Below are 17,463 nucleotides of genomic sequence, written 5' to 3'. Positions count from 1 at the left end.
TAATAGTCGAAACCATACCCGGTAGGCCAGCGATCGAAGGGGCCCATTGCCGTGGTCTCATTGGCTGGGGTATTGTGCCATTTGCCAAAAGCAGAGGTTTTGTAGCCATATTCCCTCAAAACTTCCGCGACCGTGGCAGAGGTCTTGGGAATAACCCCCAGGTAACCATCCCAGTCCAGTGCCCGTTCTGTAATGCTACCTGTCTGGGCCCGGTGGTGATTGCGCCCCGTTAAGAGAGCGGCGCGGGTGGGCGAGCAGATGGAGGTGGTGTGAAAGGTGTTATAGGCAATTCCTTCATCCCACAGACGGCTTAGAGTCGGCGTGTGGATCTCGCCACCAAAGGTGTCAGCCTGCCCGAAGCCTACATCATCCAGCAGGATAATCAGGATGTTGGGCGGATTTTCGATGGGTATATAGTTCGGTTCTTCGCGCCGGATCATGGTGGACTCTTGCAAAGTCGGTCCGGCAGTGCTGGCTGATGGCACTGGTGGGAATGGCAGCACCGAGCCATCTGTCGATTGTGCCATTGCTGGTAGGGCGGTTGTCTCTAGCAAGAGAGACAGCGCGATCGCCATGACCGCAGCCACCTTCCAAATTCGATTCCAAATCATTGATTAAACCTCATAAACAACAGTAATGAAAGGGAACATGTTGAGTTTCGTTACCGAATCATTTCCCCTAGGTCACGATAAATCGATCGTTAGCATAGAGGGTGACTTCTCCTCTTTTGGCTATTACGAAGCAGGCGGTAGCTTACAATCAAATTTCTTATCAAACTCCTCGGGACTCATATACTCATCTGTCGGAAAGTATTCGCCCATCATAAAAAAGGTTGACAGACCCAAAGCGCGTGAATTGGCTTTGGGATGGGCTCGTGCTAGAGAGCAACGAGAACAAAAAATATCGTTGCTGCACCTTGAAAGGGCGGGCAGTGCCCGCCCTACAGCGACTACTAGAAGTTGTCCGGCAATACTGGTATTTGGTCTAGTGGGCCACCATCCTCTACGTCAAAATCGGGATCGAAGAAGGGTATCCCCTGCTCATCCATAAACTCAGCCTGGGCTTTGAGCCACTCGCTGAATTTCTGCTCCTTTGCGTAGGCAACAAGCCGCGCTTCGAGATATTCCGCGATATCTGGATACAGCAAGGCAACATTATTCTGCTCTTCCTTGTCCTGAGAGAGATCGAATAGCTCGGTCTTACCCGGAAGAGTTGCGTATTTGATCAGCTTCCACCTGTGCCCATTGTCTTTGCGGATGATAGCCCCGCGATAGGTCTCGACGTTAATCAAAATCTCCTCATGGGGTGAGGGAGCCCCTTCAGCAAGGGTCGCCCATGCGTCTTTCCCGTCGAAAGGATGAAGGAGACCGCCCTTACCCCCGGCAAGAGCCAGTAGGGTAGGCATGATATCTACATGGTGTAGAGGTTCGTCCACTACTGCTGGCTGGAGTTGGGCTGGCCAGTTCACGATTGCCGGTAAACGCACTCCGCCCTCGGAAAGGCTCGTCTTACCACCCCGGAAAGGCTCGTTAGAGACTGGCGAGTCGTCTGGAACTGTAGCATCCGGTCCGTATAAAAATTTGGGCCTTACTCCGCTGCCACCGTTGTCGGTAGAGAAGAAGATCAGCGTGTTCTCGCGCATACCTTCCTCTTCGAGAGCATCGAGCATACGACCGACCTGATCGTCGAGACTAGTTATCATCGCTGCGTAGGTGCGCTTCTCCTTATTCTCACGACCCGGAAACAGATCCTTATAAGCTTTGCGATCTTTTCGAGGGGCTTGCAATGGAGTGTGGGGGGCCAGGGAAGCGAAATAGAGGAAAAACGGATTCGACTGGTCGTGTTGATGGATTAGCTTTACGGCTTCGTCCCCAATCAACTCGGTGTAGTAGCCGTCTTCGGGTGGTACAATTTCTAACCTTTTACCGTTGCGCTGCCAGTCGATTTCCAAACCACTTTTATCCTCCTTGGTATCATAATCTACCTCACCCATGACGTTGCCATAGAAGTAGTCAAAGCCGCGATTCTGCGGCCAATAATCCTTATAAGCGTGGCCGAGGTGCCATTTGCCGACCATTGCCGTTTCGTAACCCGCTTTTTTAAGCGCGTCAGCCAGAGTCACCTCATCCGTGGGCAAACCGTAGGTATGTGCGGGGAAGATAGTGTTAGTCTGCAAGCCGTGGCGCATGGGGTAACGCCCTGTCAACAGGGCTGCTCGTGCTGGAGTGCATACGGGCAAACCGTAGTATGATTCCAAGCGCACGCCTGTATTCGCAAGCTTGTCAATATTCGGTGTCCGGATCTCGCTACCGCGATAGCCTAGATCGGCATTACCCAGGTCATCTGCCAAAATCACAATAATGTTAGGCTTAAGCACCGGGGGGGCGGCAAGAGCAGTCGGGAACCCTGACAGAATTCCCGAAAGAAATAGTAGAAGGGAGGTCGCGATCGCGACTCCCGTTTTTATAACTCGTTTCACGAACCCAAAAACTCCTGAATTTAGAGGATATTTTGTTTGTTGCTGGTCTTTTTCTTACAGCAAGACCTCTTCGTATTAATGCCCTTAGGACTCACGGAAGGAGGTCTATTTTTTTTTTGGCTATTCGGAAATTGACTTTGCACACATTCCCTAGCTTATTGGTAAGCTATCTCTGTGGATAATCAAAAATTCCAACTTTCTCAGCTATAAAATATAATTAACTAATTTGCAAGCAATTATAAGTTTTACTTATAATTGCTTGCAGGGTAAGCGCAAGAATCAATAAGCTGTGGCTTATTGAGAAAAAAACTAGCTCATTCTCAACAAATTAACTCTATTGCCAGTACAGTTCTACGAGATTATAGGGGTATGAAGCTTCCACCACCTGAACGAGGTGGTGGTGTCCTATGCTAACCTGGAACTACGAAGCGTCCACAGGTCACACAAGCAAGCCCAGCTTCTAGGCGGTCGTCGAGATCTTTTGCTGGAACGACCCTCCTCGTCATTTCTGCGAGTGAGTTTGAACACGCCCCTGGCACCAATGTTGTAAGCTCCGTTTAAATCCGCATTAAACCCCTTACCTGAAGGGAAGGTTGCCAAGGAGTATTTTTTTGAATTTCGTTTAACCGTACCAGAGCCATCAAAAGCCAATTTTGAAGTATAGGCGGCGATAACTTCTATCACCTTACCACCCAACTCAGCCCATTTCATTTCCGTAAAGTCGCGGATTTTCTCTTTGAGCCATCCGTGGAATCTTTGCCTTAAGTTGGAGCGCCTTTTTCCACCTCTTGGCTTCCACCCTTTGAGATTCTCAAATACAATTACTTCAGAATTAAACTTTTCAGAAATCCCCACAATCCGTCTAGAAACAACATGGCTGATCTGGGTATTGATTCTTTGACATTTTTGATAAGTTTTGGAGCAAAACCCAATATGAAGTTTTCCTCCTTTGCCCATCGTTTTTGATGCTCTTTTTGACACGGATTTTAGTCGTTTGTCCCTACGGTCTATGTCTCTTCCAAGATGAATAAACTCACAATGGATTACAGTGCCGTCATCGGTTACAACTGCTACGGTAGCAGTAGTGTTGATACCTAAATCTACCGCAGTAACATTAGCCTCTGGTTTTCGTTTTTCTGGCTTACAAGTGAATGGGACGGACAAATGGCAGTACCTATCATTGAAAACCAACAAAGGCGACATCATTTTATTTGTAGCTACCTGATGCCTTTCTCTCAAGCCGGTAATCTGAACCATAGTCCAGACCCAGTTTTTGCCATCAAAAACTTTGATTTCTACTTGGTCGAAACCATGCATCTTGTAACATTGCCCTTTATACAAGGCAGGATAGCAACCAGTATCAGCATTTAGTCTTGGCGGTTTACTATCTTTCCTTTTTCGATTACCAGATTGCCATTCGCAATATCTAGTAACGAAACTACTAACCTGTCCAGCTGCAAATGCGATGGCGGCTCGACGGTAATAACTAGGGAACTTGTAGAAAGCTTTATTGAACTGTGGATATTTGATATTTGGACGCTTTGCTGTTTCATGCATTAACTTTTCGACAGCAGGAGTTAACTGATCCGCTGTCAATCCACCAAGCTCAGACCAATGAGTATAAATAATGCCAACCAAGTATTTACAAGCCTGACGATAAACTTTGACCGTCTCATCAAACAATCCCTTTTGCTTGGAAGACGGGTTTAGTTTCCATTTGTCAGTTCTGATAACTTTGCTTGACGTTTTCACTGGTCTCGAAAAATATCGCTAGTTAATATTTTAGCCTACAAAAATGTAGACGACAATAGTTTGATTGATGTTCCAGGTTTTTGGCTATTGTTGTTGGCGTGGACTAACCCCCACTTGGACGTTCGCGTAGCGTGGCCTGCGGCCAAGTGGGGGAATGCGTCTCACGTCTTGTTCAATACAATCTTAGTGGTAAGCTATCTCTGTGAATAATCAAAAATTCCAACTTTCTAAGCTATAAGAATTAAATAACTAATTTTCAAATTGTATTAGTTTTACTTATAGGTAGTTGGAATATTTTTTTCTAGGGGGGTGCCAAAATGACTTTGTTGATTGATGCCAACAATAGTAAAACTACCCAACCTGAGGATGATCCTGGGACAGGCAATCAGAATATTGTCTCCAAATCCATTACAGATGTGGATAGTGTCAAAGAGTTTTTTAAGTATAAAAATAGGGAAATAATACAACTCAGTCCCGGTCCTCTTCAAGCTAAGTTTTTGTCGATTCAGGTTGGTAACTTATTTTTTGTATATAATCAGGTCAACCAAGGGATTCAATTGTCGGGTGAGGGACAAAATGAATACATATGTTTTGGGATAATTTACTCTGAAAATGAAAAAGAATATTACTCCTTCCGTCACCCTGTGGAGCCTCAAAGGACTATTTTTGGTTTCAATGGCAAGGGAGCAGATGCAATCTTTCCTCAAGGTATAACGTTGACACAAATTATAATCCCTGTTCCAACATTTGATGCTTATGCAGACCAACTACAACGCCAGGATCTAGACGATAAGTTCCGAAGTAAAAATCATGTGAATTTGCTACCAACGGGGATGAACGAAATTAAAGATTACGTGAAAGAACTTATTTGGTTAGCAGTACATAAACCCAATTGGTTACAACAACCTCATATTGAGGAACTCGTTAGGGATGATTTCCTTCCTTTGTTGATTAGTAATATTCCCACTAAGTTAAATTCCAAGTGTTTTCTCAAAGCTTCTCGAAGAGCAAAGTTGATTGCCCAAGCTGAAAAAAAAATGCTAGCACACTTGGAAAAACCTCTGACCTTAAAACAGCTAGCTCAAAATTTAGGGTCTAGCAGTTCTGCCTTATCTTATGGTTTTCAGGACTTATTTGGCTTGAGTCCCATGCGCTATCTCAAGGTACGACGACTTAATGCAGTGCGAGAACGCTTGAAGGCAAGTGAACCAGAACGTTGTACCATAGCCATCCTTGCTAGTGAATTTGGGTTCTACAGTCCTTGTCATTTTACTAGAGATTACAAAGCTATGTTTGGGGAGTTACCTTCAGAGACATTGCGAAACACTGGAAACTAAGCCTTGGGTATCGATTGATAAATACAGCGGTTTGCAATTCATTCAGGTACAAATTCTTGGGTTTTAGGGAGCAGGGAGCAGGGAACAAAAAACAGGGAATATATAATTTTGCGCATTCTAAATTATTAAAATACAAAAATTGTGTAAACCACCCAAGTAAAAACCACTATATTAATCAACATATTAGAGAAATTACTGAAGTCTATAGGATTAACTTTAACTAAAATAACGATAAACAGTACTAACGGGATAAATACCGAAAAATTGACTATAGCAATCCGTTTAGGAATTGTGAAAATTTTTCTTATCTACTCCCAACTTCCGACTCCCGACTCCCGACTCCCGATTCCCGATTCCCGATTCCCGACTCCCGACTCCCGACTCCCTGCTCCCTGCTCCCTTTCCTATACCTTTAAGGATGAAACTACAGACAAGACTGGAATTAGTGATACTAGTCATTTTCTTATGCGGCTGGATCATAGCTGGGTTGATCACCTATGCTGTAGAGCAACAAAATGCTCGTAAGGAAGTTGTTCATACTGCGGAAGTGCTGTTGAGTACAGCAGTGGCGGCTAGGGACTACACTACTGATCAAGTTCGACCGTTGCTGCGAGAACTGGAAACAGAAGAGTTCCTTCCCCAAACTGTCCCCTCCTATGCCGCCCAACAATTGTTCAAGGGTCTGAACCAGGACTATGACGGCTATACCTATGCTGAGCGGGCGCTTAACCCCACCAATCTCAAAGATCTGGCTGAGGGATGGCAAGTTGAGCTGATTCGAGAATTTATCACTCACCCCAATCTCAAGGAAATTATTGGGCAGCGCTCTACCAAGCAAGGACTCAAAAGTGTCTACGTTGCCCAACCGATCCAGATTAAGTCCCAAAGCTGTTTGCAATGTCACGGCAAGCCAGAAGATGCTCCCCCAGCCTTGATTAAAACCTATGGTGATGCCAGGGGCTTTGATTGGAAGCTCAATGAGATTGTTGGGATCAGGTTGCTCTCTGTGCCTACGTCAATGCCAGAGAAACAAGCGCGACAGGCTATTTTTTCATTCTTATTGCTGCTAGCCAGCATTTTCTTAATCGCTTACACCACAGTCAGTCTAATCGTCAGGCGCTGGGTAGTTAATCCCCTCAACAGCATTGCTCACTTGGTGGAGGAAATCAGCCTCAGAAAGGTAGAAGGTTCGCAATTACCAGATGGTCGCTCTGATGAAATTGGCAAGCTCAGCCAATCCATCAATAGATTGCTAATCAGCTTGAGTAAAGCGCTTTCAAACTGCAACTTACCATCAAGTCATTCTGACGATATCCCCTAAAACCAAATGACTGCAAAAAACTTAACTATTCTCGGCCTCACCGGTCTGTTGCTTTTAGCCTATACCTTTGTGAGTAGCAACCCAGACCTGGTATCAGACTCGATAGTGAAGTACCTACAGATTACGGTATTGGTCTGCGGTAGTGTTGTAATCGTTAATTTTCTTTCCTTTCTGGTAGTTGATGTTTGGTTTGCCCGCTCCCAAGGTAAACAACCCTCAGCCTTGCTCAAGCTAGTTATTTCCCTATTACTCTATGCAGTTTGCTCGGTTTTGATTTTAGGAATACTGGGGGAAAACATAGCAGCCTTCTTTACCACCTCAGCATTAATCACAGCGGTGATCGGCTTTGCTCTACAGTCTACTTTAGGTAATTTCTTTTCAGGGGTAGCCCTACGCATTGACCAACCCTTTCAAATTGGTGACCGAGTGATTATCCGTGATGTAGAGGGCGTCATCGAGTCCATCACCTGGCGCTCGATAGCGATACGTCAGTGTACTGGTGAAATGACTTACATTCCTAATGGGTTACTGTCAGATGACTTACTTACGGTGATTCCTACTAAGACATCCACGGTACAACCAGTGATGCGCTCTGTGGAATTTTTAGTTCCTGCTGCTTCTCCCCCCCAACAAGTCATTGATGCTGCCTATGGAGCAGTCCTGAATCAGCCCCACCCTAACATTAACCTTGACAAACCGATTCAAGTCAGGATGTGGGAATATGACTTGGCGGATCCAGGGCTGTTTATCACTTACAAACTTTTCTACTTTCCTAAAAACTACAACATTGCTCCGTTGCACACGGATCGCGAACTCTTACGTCGAGTATGGTATGGGTTACGCCGTGAAGGATTAAGTCCTAGGTATATTATCCCCTCCCACAAGCAGCACCTAAAACTCCTCAGCTCCATTGAATTCTTCCGCCACTTCAGCCTTGGAGCACAGAAAATCCTGATCGAATCTGCCAAGCCTCTACTATTTGATGCTGGTGAAACCCTCAGTAGCAAAAATCTGCCCCAAGACGCTATGTTTATTGTGGTTAAAGGCTGCCTAGAGGTGGAGCAACAGGTGGTTATCACCTTGGGCAAGACTACAGTCAAACCATTCACTCATAGACCGAAAGCCCAACCCCCTAGTCCATTAGATCAACAGGTGATTGAAAGGCTCGCTTATCAGCTAGCTCACTACATCGGTCCTACTGCATTTTCTGTAGCCCATGAGGCGGCACAGCAGACATCGTCTCTCTACTGGCTATACCAACTCTTAGCAGCAGAGATTCACGATCTTGAGCAACGGCAGGAATTTCTCAAGTACTCCCCTCCATTTCCTGTGGAACAGTTACAAGCCGGAGACTTCTTCGGTGAGATGACTCTTTTCTTAGGTAAACCCTTGCCAAAGGTTACCATCACTGCTGCCATGGAGACTGAGATTCTGGTCATCACTCAGGAGTCTCTTACTGAAGCATTACGGGACGATCACACACTCCTAGACCCCTTGAGCCAGGTAGTGGCTAAGCATCAGAGCAACTATCTGGCTGGAACAATGCAGATTTCTGCCTTAGAGGTATTACCAGCAGATGCGATGAAGCTTCGCTTCCGCTAAAAGCGATTGGCCTTTGGCCACGCTACGCTATTGACCGTAGGTCACGCTACGCGAACGCAAAGCACATCGGCCATCTGATTAGTGTTTAGTTGTCGGGAATCGGGAATCGGGAATCGGGAATCGGGAATCGGGAATCGGGAATCGGGAATCGGGAATCGGGAAAGAGAGGGGAGTGTGGGGCGGGGGCGCGGGGAGTGTGGGGCGGGGGCGCGGGGAGTGTGGGGCGGGGGCGCGGGGAGTGTGGGGCGGGGGCGCGGGGAGTGTGGGGCGGGGGCGCGGGGAGTGATAAAAGTCAGATCAGCTGAAAATGCCATGACTTACCCACTCAGATATGTAAAATATCTGTAATCCTCTTTTCCCTACTGCAAATTGGTTTAATCTTCTAACAAGAGCAAAATTAAAAAGATTACAATCTCTTGAACTGGATTTAACCATGAAAATTGATCATGTTCATTTCTATGTTGAAGATGCTACAGTTTTTTCTGATTGGTTAGTCCACACTCTTGGCTTTCAACGGGTCGCCAGTGGCAGTAGTTACCATACCTACACAGAAGTTGTAAAAAGTGGCTCAATCACGTTTCTTATCTCTTCACCTCTAACATCAGCAAGTCCTATTGCTGAGTTTTTGCGTCTACATCCTCCTGGGGTGGCTGACATCGCTTTTCTAGTAGAAGACCTGGAAGCGGTGATTGAGAATACGTCCGCTCAGGGCAACCAAGTGGTACAACCACCTCAGGAGCAATTTCAAAGACAGGGACGCCTAAAGTGGAGTAGAATCCCCTCCTGGGGTTCTCTGGTTCATACCCTGGTTGAGCGAGATGGCATCTGTGACGAATCGTTTTTCCCGGCTCAGTTGAACTGGATCACGAAGACTGCTCAGGGTAAGCCACCCTCCCTCAGTATAGAGGGAAACCAGGGAAATAACCATCCTCAGACCATGTTCACCACCATTGATCATGTAGTGCTTAATGTAGCGGCTGGTGAGTTAGAACGGGCAGTAAATTGGTATCAACACGTGCTGGGATTTTGCCCACAACAAATATTTTCTATTAAGACACAACAGTCTGGTTTATACTCTCAGGTCATGGTTCATCCCACTGGTAAAGTGCAGTTGCCGATCAATGAACCAACTTCTGCTAATTCCCAGATTCAGGAATTTCTAGATTTCAATGGTGGACCAGGAATCCAGCATATTGCTCTTAGAACTAGCAATATAGTAGAAGCGATCGCGCAACTCCGTGGTCGAGGTTTACCGTTTATTGAAGTTCCTCCCAGCTACTATAGCGAGTTGCGGCAAAGACCAGGGGGCTCTAATTTACCTTTACCACCAGCAGAATGGGAAGAAATTGCTACCAGACAAATTTTAGTAGATTGGCAGCAAGAGTTTCCCCAATCTTTGTTACTTCAAACCTTCACCAAGCCAATTTTTGGCAAGCCTACTTTCTTTTTTGAAGTGATTGAGCGCCGCTTTCAGGCCAAGGGCTTTGGAGAAGGTAATTTTCGTGCTTTGTTTGAAGCCATCGAGCGGGAACAGAACAAGCGAGGAAGTTTAGGAACCTAAGCTAATGCGCTACGCGCACGCTACGCGAACAGCTATCAGCTATCAGCTATCAGCTATCAACTTATGCTTAGGTTAATATAGCGTTTATAGGACTCATGAGGTACACATTATTTTTTCCCTCTTCCCTCTTCCCTTCTCCCTGATCCCTGCTCCCTGCTCCCTGCTCCCTGCTCCCTGCTCCCTACTCCCTAAAAACCAGAAATTTGTACCTCACAAGTCGTATAATTGCTATAATGCTCAAGGTTAATTTCTCTACTTGGAGGTATTGACAAAATGCCTTAGCTTTTAACTTGTAACGAATATCAAGTATCCAGTAGAATTCTCTGTATAGTGACAAACCTTAGTTTTATAGACCATAAAATAATGGGAAGTAAGAGTGGGAAGGTGTCGTCTAAGAAAAAAAAACGGGGGCGGTCAGTCCTTTATTTTAGAGTCCTTTACCTTCTAGGTCAAACTATGGTAAAACAAGTCGTTTCGACGGAAAGTGTTTAGACTAATGAGTTCCTCATCTTAAACTCAAAAACCATAAAGTGTCATCAAAGGTGAGTTTTAAATGTTAACCGCATTACAACAAAAAAAATTAACAACATTATTCAATAATATCGATGCTGATTCAGGTGGAACTCTCAACCAAGATGATTTTCATCTGATTTTGAATAAACTGGCTAGTTCACGAGGGCTAAAACCTAATTCTTGGCAATATGCTTATCTGCGTTCAATCTTGGTTTCCATGTGGAATAACTTGAGTTTGGCTGATCAAAACAGCGATGCAGAAATCACCCTTGAGGAATGGTTTAAGTATTACGACAATCTGATTCACTCAGATGCCTATGAACCCCTTATTCAATTGCAATGTGATGTCTTTTTTGCTTTACTTGATCAGGATGACAATGGAGAAATTAGTCAGCAAGAGTATGTAGATTTGGTCAGTGCCTATGGTGTTGATGCTAGTTGGGCAAGGGAAAATTTTGGCCATCTCGATTTGAATAGTGATGGACATATCTCTGAGGAAGAGCTTTTTACCTTGATGGATGAATTTTTCCGCAGTGATAATCCAAAATCTCCAGGAAATTACTTTTGGGGTTCCTATTAAATTTTTACGGTATTAATTTCAGGTATTTTCCATGGATCGAATTCGACGTTCAGACATTCCAGAATTTTATTTTGCAATATTTTATTGTCCAATAGATGTATAAATCAATAAGACTGGGTACACCTTTTGCTATTTAGTTAGTCCTAAACTTCTTACACAACAAGGGATACCCAGATTATTTACTATATAGCACTACGCATTAAGGTGTTTGACATTCCTAAACTCCGAAACTTAGTCATAGCTTACTTCTGACTTCTGACTTCTGACTTCTGACTTACCCGTAGCGCTATACCACTTGATAAAACCCATCAACTATTTCTTCCAAGGAAACTTAGTACCCATTTCAGTTAGGGCAGAAAATACCAGATACAGGATCAGTAAACCAACAGTAGCTAGAAACAAAACGATATCATTATCCATAAAATTAAGGGAATCGGGAATCGGGAATCGGGAATCGGGAATCGGGAATCGGGGATAATAATTGACGCCAATATAACATAAAAATTAGTTGATATAATTATAGTAAATAAAGACTCCCTTGAGCAGGACTTTTCCACAGTTTAACGCTTTTATTCCGGGAGGTTTTTGTTTGCGTTCGCGAAGCGGTTCCAAAGGAAAATAGCATCCTTAGATAGGATATTTAAATTCAGCGTTGCTGAATTACGGGATGAATGAGGGATAGACAGGTATCTGCTTTGGTGGCACCGGCACTCAAGAGCAAACATTTAAACTATATCCCCTTGTGCGACATGAGATACCAACCAAAACCAAAAAATCGAAACGCCCAGCATCCAGGTAAATGTCCTTTCGGTGCTTGAGTAATGTCAAAGATCAGATCTTTGTAACTATCCATCTGCCAACCAACACGCTTGACAAACTCAACCGACTCATTAGATATGATTCCAGAGTCTTGTATTGATAATTTTTCTACAGATTGTTTATTATCAATATAAATTTTCTTTTGGATACTAAATCCAAATTTATCGGAACTATATTTTATCCATAACTTATCAATAGCTAAGAGGTCAGTAGTGGGAAAGTTTTTTATCTCTTCTGGTCTGATCCAATCTCCCTCTTTACGACCAACTACTTCTAGCATTACAAGGTATGTCTCATAGTCTGCTTCTCTCCACTTACCTTCCGAAAGAAGCTGCTGTAGCTTTGAATAATCAACGCTATGTCTTGGATAATAATTATCGTTACTCATCGTAATACCTGCCGAAGTTTTACGTTAATAGCCTTAGGAAAAGGTAGAGGATTGACCAGCTCTATTGTTACTTTATGGCACCAGCCCGATCCAGAGGCCAAAATCGTTTAGTAGCTTTCCCAATAATATTTTCCCTAGGGACAAATCCCCAATGGTGACTGTCATAACTATTATTACGGTTATCTCCTAGGACAGTGTAAGAATCAGGCGGCACTGTTACAGGACCCCAGCTGTACTGAGGGGGTTCTTCAATATAGTTTTCTTCCAACGGTTGATTATTAACATAAACCTTGCCACCATTGACTTCTATCTTATCTCCTGGGAGACCAATGATCCGACTAATAAATGCATCTTTAAAATTTTGCTCTTTTAGTTTCTCCGTTGGCAAAAAAACTACAATATCTTTTCGTTGTATCTCTTGGAAAGAGTAACTCCACTTGTTGATAATTAAACGATCATTAATTTGCAGTGTCGGCAGCATTGATCCTGATGGGATATAGCGAGCTTCTACCAGATTTCTCGATAAGGGCGCAATCAAAGCAGTCAAAATTATGAAAATAGCAACGATGATTATAGTGTTTTTTGTTCTTTCTCTACGAACTGGTGATGCCACATAAGCGTAATATGCAACAATACCTTGAAAAATAATTGGAGCTAATGGGAAAATGGTTGAGGCTATAAATAAAACCAATAATAAAATACCAATTAAATATTTTTTTAGATAGAAATGACCCAGTCCTGGAATTATTCTTGATAAAAAAACAGCTAGCCACGGATCTTTATTGTCTTTCCTTAGGCGTTCAAAGCTTAAATTATTGACTTTTCTAGTACAACTATAGGCATCAAAAAGATTCCATAAACTAATTATTATAGCAGCTATCAAAAAAATGAAACCGAGACCTGTATTTGTCGTCGTGTCAAAAACTATTAACCATACACCCAAACTCAATAAGAGAATTTCAGTAACTATCAAAATCCATCCTCGAATGGATTTGCCTCCATAGAGTTGACCTAATCCCGGCCAAAAAGATGATAAATTGACCGCCAGCCAAGGTTCTTTTCCCGAATTAGATTGAGATAAAATTTGTCCTGATTGAGACATGAATTGCTTTTACAACAACCTGATGATACTCGAATTTTGCACCTTTTTAGCTCACATTACCATACACTCTCACATCTATTCCATAATGATTTATCTCGAATTGTTAAATCATTTAACTAAATTTAACTAAAAATTACGGCGTTGCTGAATCAGGGTATGATTTTCAACATGTGCGTTCGCAAAGCGGTTCTTTTGGAACATCGCTCTCCCCTTTTAAACTTCCGAATCTATCTCCCTATAACCGGTATTCAACCGGGTGGACTCACTTTTGCAAAAATACGACCATTGAAGGCTAATATCATCTCAGGATAATTACCCTGAATAAAAATCTCCCCTATCCCCCCATCTGCCCACCCTCCCCACCCTCCCCTGATTTATAGATTTACAACAAAAAGATGCACCCTATTCAACCTTCCTCCTGTTCCTGCTCAAAAGATAGCAATTGGTCAAGCCAACCCTGAAACTCTTCAACAGAAGCAATAGTAATTCCTTGTCGATGCAAGGTTTTCAACACAGAGACCGACTCAATCTGGTTAATTGTCTCAACCAACTCCCTTGGCACATCCTCAAATCGTACCTGAAGGACTTCCAAAAGAGTCTCTCGACTAGTTTGGAGAATGCCTTCTTCCATCCCCTCTTTACGAGCAAGGCGCTCTATACTGGTAACATAGGGCATTGTGCTTTCCTCCTCAAAACGTCTGACTTGCTGTTTAAACCCAATCTGAAAGCTATCCGGTAATGTCATCATCCAGTCGATGAGCCGGAATAATTCTAGGATATCTTGTCTACTATACCCTCGTTGATAAAGACTCTTGGCAATGGTTAATTTGCCCTGATACCGTCCCTCGGGATTTTGAACAGTTTGCTGAGTGGTGCGATGTGCAGCCACAATCACAGCAAAAGGATTAGTGCTTTGTTCTAGTTTAGACAGCTGATAATCTAACAGCTTAGCTACTGGAAACTGCAATAAAACTCGACAACCCCAAATCTCGTAATTGTATTCACTTGGTCGCCAAGACTCTTCATCATCAGCGAGAACAGCTAAACTGACTACCTTCCGTCGATACATATCAAAGATGCGATAGTTGTAGACGTACATCCTTTCCGCAAAGACTGACTGAGCCTGACTCTGTACTTCCACATGAATCAGTACCCACGTTTCTTCACCGTCTTGTCGCCAAACTTTGACCAGTTTATCGGCTTCCCTGCTGCCAATTTCTGCATCTCGAGCCACCTGTTGGAATTCTGTATCAAGAAATTCATAGCCTCTTTCCCAGTCAATGTTACGATCAATCTCGGGAAAAAAGAATGCCATGAAGGATTCAAAATAGATGGAAAGCGCTTCTTTCCAGGGATTATCGTAATCGGCTCTTGGATTGGTCATTGAGTATGAGAAAACTGAATTATGCTATCTTAGCAAAGCCCTTGTCAGCCAATCCCTATCCAGCCAATTCCTGCTTAAGGTGTAAGCATTCAGCCATCAGCCGTCAGCCGTCAGCTTATTTTATTCAAAAGCACCTCAAGGAGGTTACGCTATGGGCATAAGCTGATAGCTGAATGCTTACCTTAAGGTTTTTAAAGATTGCGTTCGCGTAGCGTGGCCCAAAGGCCAAGGTCAATCCCAAAGCGGTTCCAGAGGAACATCGCTAAACCGTTTCTCATCATAATAAGGTAAACAAGATTGTTTCCCGATTCCCGATTCCCGATTCCCGATTCCCGATTCCCTCCTAAACCCTCAAACGCCTTTCAATCCCATTCTCCCAACAATCATACATCTCCTGAACTGTCACCTCAATCACACACTGACCATTGCCCACCAGTACTCGTAAACCAGCATTTTCCCCTTGAACAACACCCAGTTGTTGCCAATATCCCTCATCCCCTAACTTTTGCTGTAGATAAGATTCCCAACTTGTTTGGTGTTGAGGACTTACAGAAACCAGAATCCGACTCCCCCCCTCACCAAAGAGCACTTCATCCCAGCGCAGGTCTAACGACTCGGACCTATAGCCTAGAGTAATGTCTGCCCCCAACTTACCTGGGATACAGGATTCAGCCAAAGCCACCACTAATCCCCCTTCAGCACAGTCATGAGCAGAATTTATCCAACCTTGACCGATACCCTCTCGCGTTACCGTTTGGATACGACGCTCTAAATCAAAATCCACTACTGGTGGCTTGCCCGCAACCATGCCATGAATCGTTGCCAGATACTCGGACGCACCTAATGTAATTTGGGATGTAATTTGGGATTGACTATTCTCCCAGTATTTAGTCCCCAATCCTAATAAATAGATTAAATCCCCTTCAGCTTGCCAACCTTGACCACAGGTTTTAGTAATATCAGCAATTAATCCCACCATCCCCACCACTGGCGTAGGGTAAATCGACTCAGGATTGCCGTCACTATCAATGGTTTCGTTATACAAAGAAACATTACCCCCAGTCACAGGAGTGCCCATTACCCGGCAAGCCTCTGCTATTCCTGCACAAGCAGAGGCCAGTTGCCAGTAACCCACAGGCTTTTCTGGAGAACCAAAATTCAGATTATCCGTCACTGCCAAAGGTTCTGCACCCACACAGCTCAGATTCCGTGCTGCTTCTGCTACCACAGCCTTTGCCCCTTCATAGGGGTCAAGATAAACATAACGGGAATTACAATCCACAGTTGCCGCCACACCAGCATTAGAGGTTACAGATCGAAGGTTAGCAGGTCGAAGGTTAGCAGGTTGAAGGTTAGGAGGTTGAAGGTTAGGAGGTTGAAGGTTAGGAGGTTGAAGGTTAGGAGGTTGAAGGTTAGTAGGTTGTTCGCCTTTGGCGTTCCCGTAGGGTAGGTTAGTTTCGGTTGAACCTTGGCCTTTCGGCCACGCTTCGCGAACAACATTCAACCTTTCAACATTCAACCTTTCAACATTCAACCCTTCAACCTTCAACCTTTCAACATTCAACCTTTCAACATTCAACCTTTCAACATTCAACCCTTGTGGGCGTAACCGAATCACCGCAGCATCAGCGTTTCCTGGCAGAATTAAGGTATTATTTTGGACTTGGTGGTCGTACTGGCGATAAACCCAACGTTTCGACGCAATAGTAGGAGTATCTAGGAGTTGAAGTAGGATGTCATTCCAACTGTGATGTTTGCCGTTAATGTCAATACCTGTAACATTACAGGGAGGGAGGGATTCCCCATGCCATTCCCAAGCCTTCAATGCATAGTCTGGTGGTTCTGTCAATAGCTCCCGCTGATAAATTGGAGTATTATCTGCTAGAGCAGTAGCTGGGATTTCTGCTGCTACCTCCCCTTGGAACAAAATCCTGACCAAAGGTTCCTCGATTACCTTACCTGCTACCACAGCATGGAGTCCCCAACGGTGGAAAATATCTATCAGTTCCTGTTCTCGACCCTTGTGGGCAACAAACAGCATTCGTTCTTGGGATTCCGACAGCAGGTATTCATAAGGCACCATACCGGTTTCTCGCGCTGGCACCAGGTCTAAATCGAACTCAATACCCAAGCCACCTTTAGCTGCCATTTCTGAGGTCGAACAGGTTATCCCAGCCGCGCCCATATCTTGAGCAGCTACTACCGCACCGGTTTGAAATGCCTCAAGACAGGCTTCAATTAGAGACTTTTCTAGGAACGGGTCCCCCACTTGCACCGCTGGGCGGTCATCTAGGGATTGATCGGTAAGTTCCGCACTAGCAAAACTTGCCCCTCCCATCCCATCTCTACCGGTAGTGGACCCGACATAGAGCACAGGATTTCCAACCCCAGAGGCTCCAGAGGTAACAATTTCCGGAGTTTCCATCAGTCCCAGAGCCATCACATTCACCAAGGGATTACCAGTGTATGCCCGGTCAAAGTAAACTTCTCCCCCTACAGTAGGGACACCCACGCAATTGCCATAGTGACTGATTCCTGCTACTACCCCATTAAACAATCGTCTAGTGTTGGCATTATCCAAACTCCCAAAGCGCAGAGAGTTTAAGACCGCAATCGGGCGAGCTC

At 44.3% G+C, this 17,463-nt stretch carries 16 protein-coding genes; 8 read left to right on the top strand and 8 right to left on the bottom strand.

Annotation, left to right across the window (positions count from 1 at the left end; genetic code table 11):
• Nucleotides 1–527, bottom strand: a 527-nt coding sequence (locus F6K38_RS23405) for a sulfatase-like hydrolase/transferase (RefSeq protein ID WP_502709589.1), incomplete at its 3' end; no start/stop codon positions are given.
• On the opposite strand from F6K38_RS23405, the gene F6K38_RS23400 reads away from it, so the two are divergent.
• Nucleotides 439–618, top strand: coding sequence for a hypothetical protein (locus tag F6K38_RS23400; protein WP_287251980.1), 180 nt, complete (start codon nt 439–441; stop codon nt 616–618). The two genes, F6K38_RS23405 and F6K38_RS23400, sit on opposite strands and share 89 nt — an antisense overlap.
• Nucleotides 619–952: 334 nt before the next feature.
• On the opposite strand, the gene F6K38_RS23395 is transcribed toward F6K38_RS23400, so the two are convergent.
• Both F6K38_RS23395 and F6K38_RS23390 read right to left on the bottom strand, forming a co-directional pair.
• Nucleotides 953–2,479, bottom strand: coding sequence for an arylsulfatase B (locus F6K38_RS23395; RefSeq protein ID WP_287251978.1), 1,527 nt, complete (start codon nt 2,477–2,479; stop codon nt 953–955).
• A 405-nt stretch (nt 2,480–2,884) separates the two neighbouring features.
• Nucleotides 2,885–4,231 (bottom strand): IS200/IS605 family accessory protein TnpB-related protein, encoded by a 1,347-nt coding sequence (locus F6K38_RS23390; protein ID WP_287254097.1) that lies wholly within the window; start codon nt 4,229–4,231, stop codon nt 2,885–2,887.
• A gap of 317 nt (nt 4,232–4,548) precedes the next feature.
• Between F6K38_RS23390 and F6K38_RS23385 the strand changes: the two genes are divergently transcribed.
• The 4 genes from F6K38_RS23385 (at nt 4,549) to F6K38_RS23370 (ending at nt 8,491) form a co-directional block, all read left to right on the top strand.
• Nucleotides 4,549–5,568: a helix-turn-helix domain-containing protein gene (locus F6K38_RS23385; RefSeq protein ID WP_287254099.1), complete on the top strand. Its 1,020-nt coding sequence runs from the start codon at nt 4,549–4,551 to the stop codon at nt 5,566–5,568.
• A 291-nt stretch (nt 5,569–5,859) separates the two neighbouring features.
• Nucleotides 5,860–6,093, top strand: coding sequence for a hypothetical protein (locus F6K38_RS23380; RefSeq protein ID WP_287254101.1), 234 nt, complete (start codon nt 5,860–5,862; stop codon nt 6,091–6,093).
• On the top strand, nt 6,056–6,889 hold the full coding sequence (locus tag F6K38_RS23375) for a c-type heme family protein (RefSeq protein WP_287254102.1): 834 nt from the start codon (nt 6,056–6,058) through the stop codon (nt 6,887–6,889). The genes F6K38_RS23380 and F6K38_RS23375 overlap by 38 nt, the downstream gene beginning before the upstream one ends.
• A gap of 6 nt (nt 6,890–6,895) precedes the next feature.
• Nucleotides 6,896–8,491 (top strand): mechanosensitive ion channel domain-containing protein, encoded by a 1,596-nt coding sequence (locus tag F6K38_RS23370; RefSeq protein WP_287357573.1) that lies wholly within the window; start codon nt 6,896–6,898, stop codon nt 8,489–8,491.
• A 41-nt stretch (nt 8,492–8,532) separates the two neighbouring features.
• Here the strand turns inward: F6K38_RS23370 and F6K38_RS23365 are convergent, their stop codons facing one another.
• Nucleotides 8,533–8,805, bottom strand: coding sequence for a hypothetical protein (locus F6K38_RS23365; protein WP_154659895.1), 273 nt, complete (start codon nt 8,803–8,805; stop codon nt 8,533–8,535).
• Nucleotides 8,806–8,924: 119 nt separating this feature from the next.
• Between F6K38_RS23365 and hppD the strand changes: the two genes are divergently transcribed.
• Entirely contained in the window at nt 8,925–10,052 is a 1,128-nt protein-coding gene (gene hppD, locus F6K38_RS23360) for a 4-hydroxyphenylpyruvate dioxygenase (RefSeq protein WP_287357571.1), read from the top strand.
• Between the two features lie 553 nt (nt 10,053–10,605).
• Nucleotides 10,606–11,145, top strand: coding sequence for an EF-hand domain-containing protein (locus tag F6K38_RS23355; protein ID WP_009149703.1), 540 nt, complete (start codon nt 10,606–10,608; stop codon nt 11,143–11,145).
• A 730-nt stretch (nt 11,146–11,875) separates the two neighbouring features.
• Here F6K38_RS23355 and F6K38_RS23350 read toward each other — a convergent pair.
• The 3 genes from F6K38_RS23350 to F6K38_RS23340 form a co-directional block, all read right to left on the bottom strand.
• The gene (locus F6K38_RS23350) at nt 11,876–12,352 is read right to left on the bottom strand and encodes a GUN4 domain-containing protein (RefSeq protein WP_009149707.1); all 477 of its coding nucleotides are present in this window, start codon (nt 12,350–12,352) and stop codon (nt 11,876–11,878) included.
• Between the two features lie 67 nt (nt 12,353–12,419).
• The gene (lepB, locus tag F6K38_RS44360) at nt 12,420–13,454 is read right to left on the bottom strand and encodes a signal peptidase I (protein WP_009149709.1); all 1,035 of its coding nucleotides are present in this window, start codon (nt 13,452–13,454) and stop codon (nt 12,420–12,422) included.
• Between the two features lie 406 nt (nt 13,455–13,860).
• Nucleotides 13,861–14,838 carry an RpnC/YadD family protein gene (locus F6K38_RS23340; protein ID WP_009149711.1) on the bottom strand — a complete coding sequence of 326 codons (978 nt, stop codon included), beginning with the start codon at nt 14,836–14,838 and terminating at the stop codon, nt 13,861–13,863.
• A gap of 5 nt (nt 14,839–14,843) precedes the next feature.
• On the opposite strand from F6K38_RS23340, the gene F6K38_RS23335 reads away from it, so the two are divergent.
• Nucleotides 14,844–14,999 (top strand): hypothetical protein, encoded by a 156-nt coding sequence (locus F6K38_RS23335; RefSeq protein ID WP_154659897.1) that lies wholly within the window; start codon nt 14,844–14,846, stop codon nt 14,997–14,999.
• Between the two features lie 182 nt (nt 15,000–15,181).
• On the opposite strand, the gene F6K38_RS23330 is transcribed toward F6K38_RS23335, so the two are convergent.
• On the bottom strand, nt 15,182–17,463 hold a 2,282-nt coding region (locus F6K38_RS23330; RefSeq protein ID WP_287357569.1), incomplete at its 5' end, for a phosphoribosylformylglycinamidine synthase subunit PurL.

This window comes from Moorena sp. SIO3B2 (assembly GCF_010692525.1).
GTDB classification, from domain to species: Bacteria; Cyanobacteriota; Cyanobacteriia; order Cyanobacteriales; family Coleofasciculaceae; genus Moorena; species Moorena producens.
The sequence above is the reverse complement of the archived record's forward strand: the minus strand, read 5'-3'. Positions and strand labels throughout refer to the sequence as shown.

What these genes read in the sequence shown, in the direction of transcription:
- F6K38_RS23400 (WP_287251980.1), top strand. Translation starts at nt 439, where the DNA reads ATGGTGGACTCTTGCAAAGTCGGTCCGGCAGTGCTGGCTGATGGCACT.
- F6K38_RS23385 (WP_287254099.1), top strand. Translation starts at nt 4,549, where the DNA reads ATGACTTTGTTGATTGATGCCAACAATAGTAAAACTACCCAACCTGAG.
- F6K38_RS23370 (WP_287357573.1), top strand. Translation starts at nt 6,896, where the DNA reads ATGACTGCAAAAAACTTAACTATTCTCGGCCTCACCGGTCTGTTGCTT.
- F6K38_RS23365 (WP_154659895.1), bottom strand. Translation starts at nt 8,805, where the DNA reads ATGGCATTTTCAGCTGATCTGACTTTTATCACTCCCCGCGCCCCCGCC.
- hppD (WP_287357571.1), top strand. Translation starts at nt 8,925, where the DNA reads ATGAAAATTGATCATGTTCATTTCTATGTTGAAGATGCTACAGTTTTT.
- F6K38_RS23355 (WP_009149703.1), top strand. Translation starts at nt 10,606, where the DNA reads ATGTTAACCGCATTACAACAAAAAAAATTAACAACATTATTCAATAAT.
- F6K38_RS23350 (WP_009149707.1), bottom strand. Translation starts at nt 12,352, where the DNA reads ATGAGTAACGATAATTATTATCCAAGACATAGCGTTGATTATTCAAAG.
- lepB (WP_009149709.1), bottom strand. Translation starts at nt 13,454, where the DNA reads ATGTCTCAATCAGGACAAATTTTATCTCAATCTAATTCGGGAAAAGAA.
- F6K38_RS23340 (WP_009149711.1), bottom strand. Translation starts at nt 14,838, where the DNA reads ATGACCAATCCAAGAGCCGATTACGATAATCCCTGGAAAGAAGCGCTT.
- F6K38_RS23335 (WP_154659897.1), top strand. Translation starts at nt 14,844, where the DNA reads ATGAGAAAACTGAATTATGCTATCTTAGCAAAGCCCTTGTCAGCCAAT.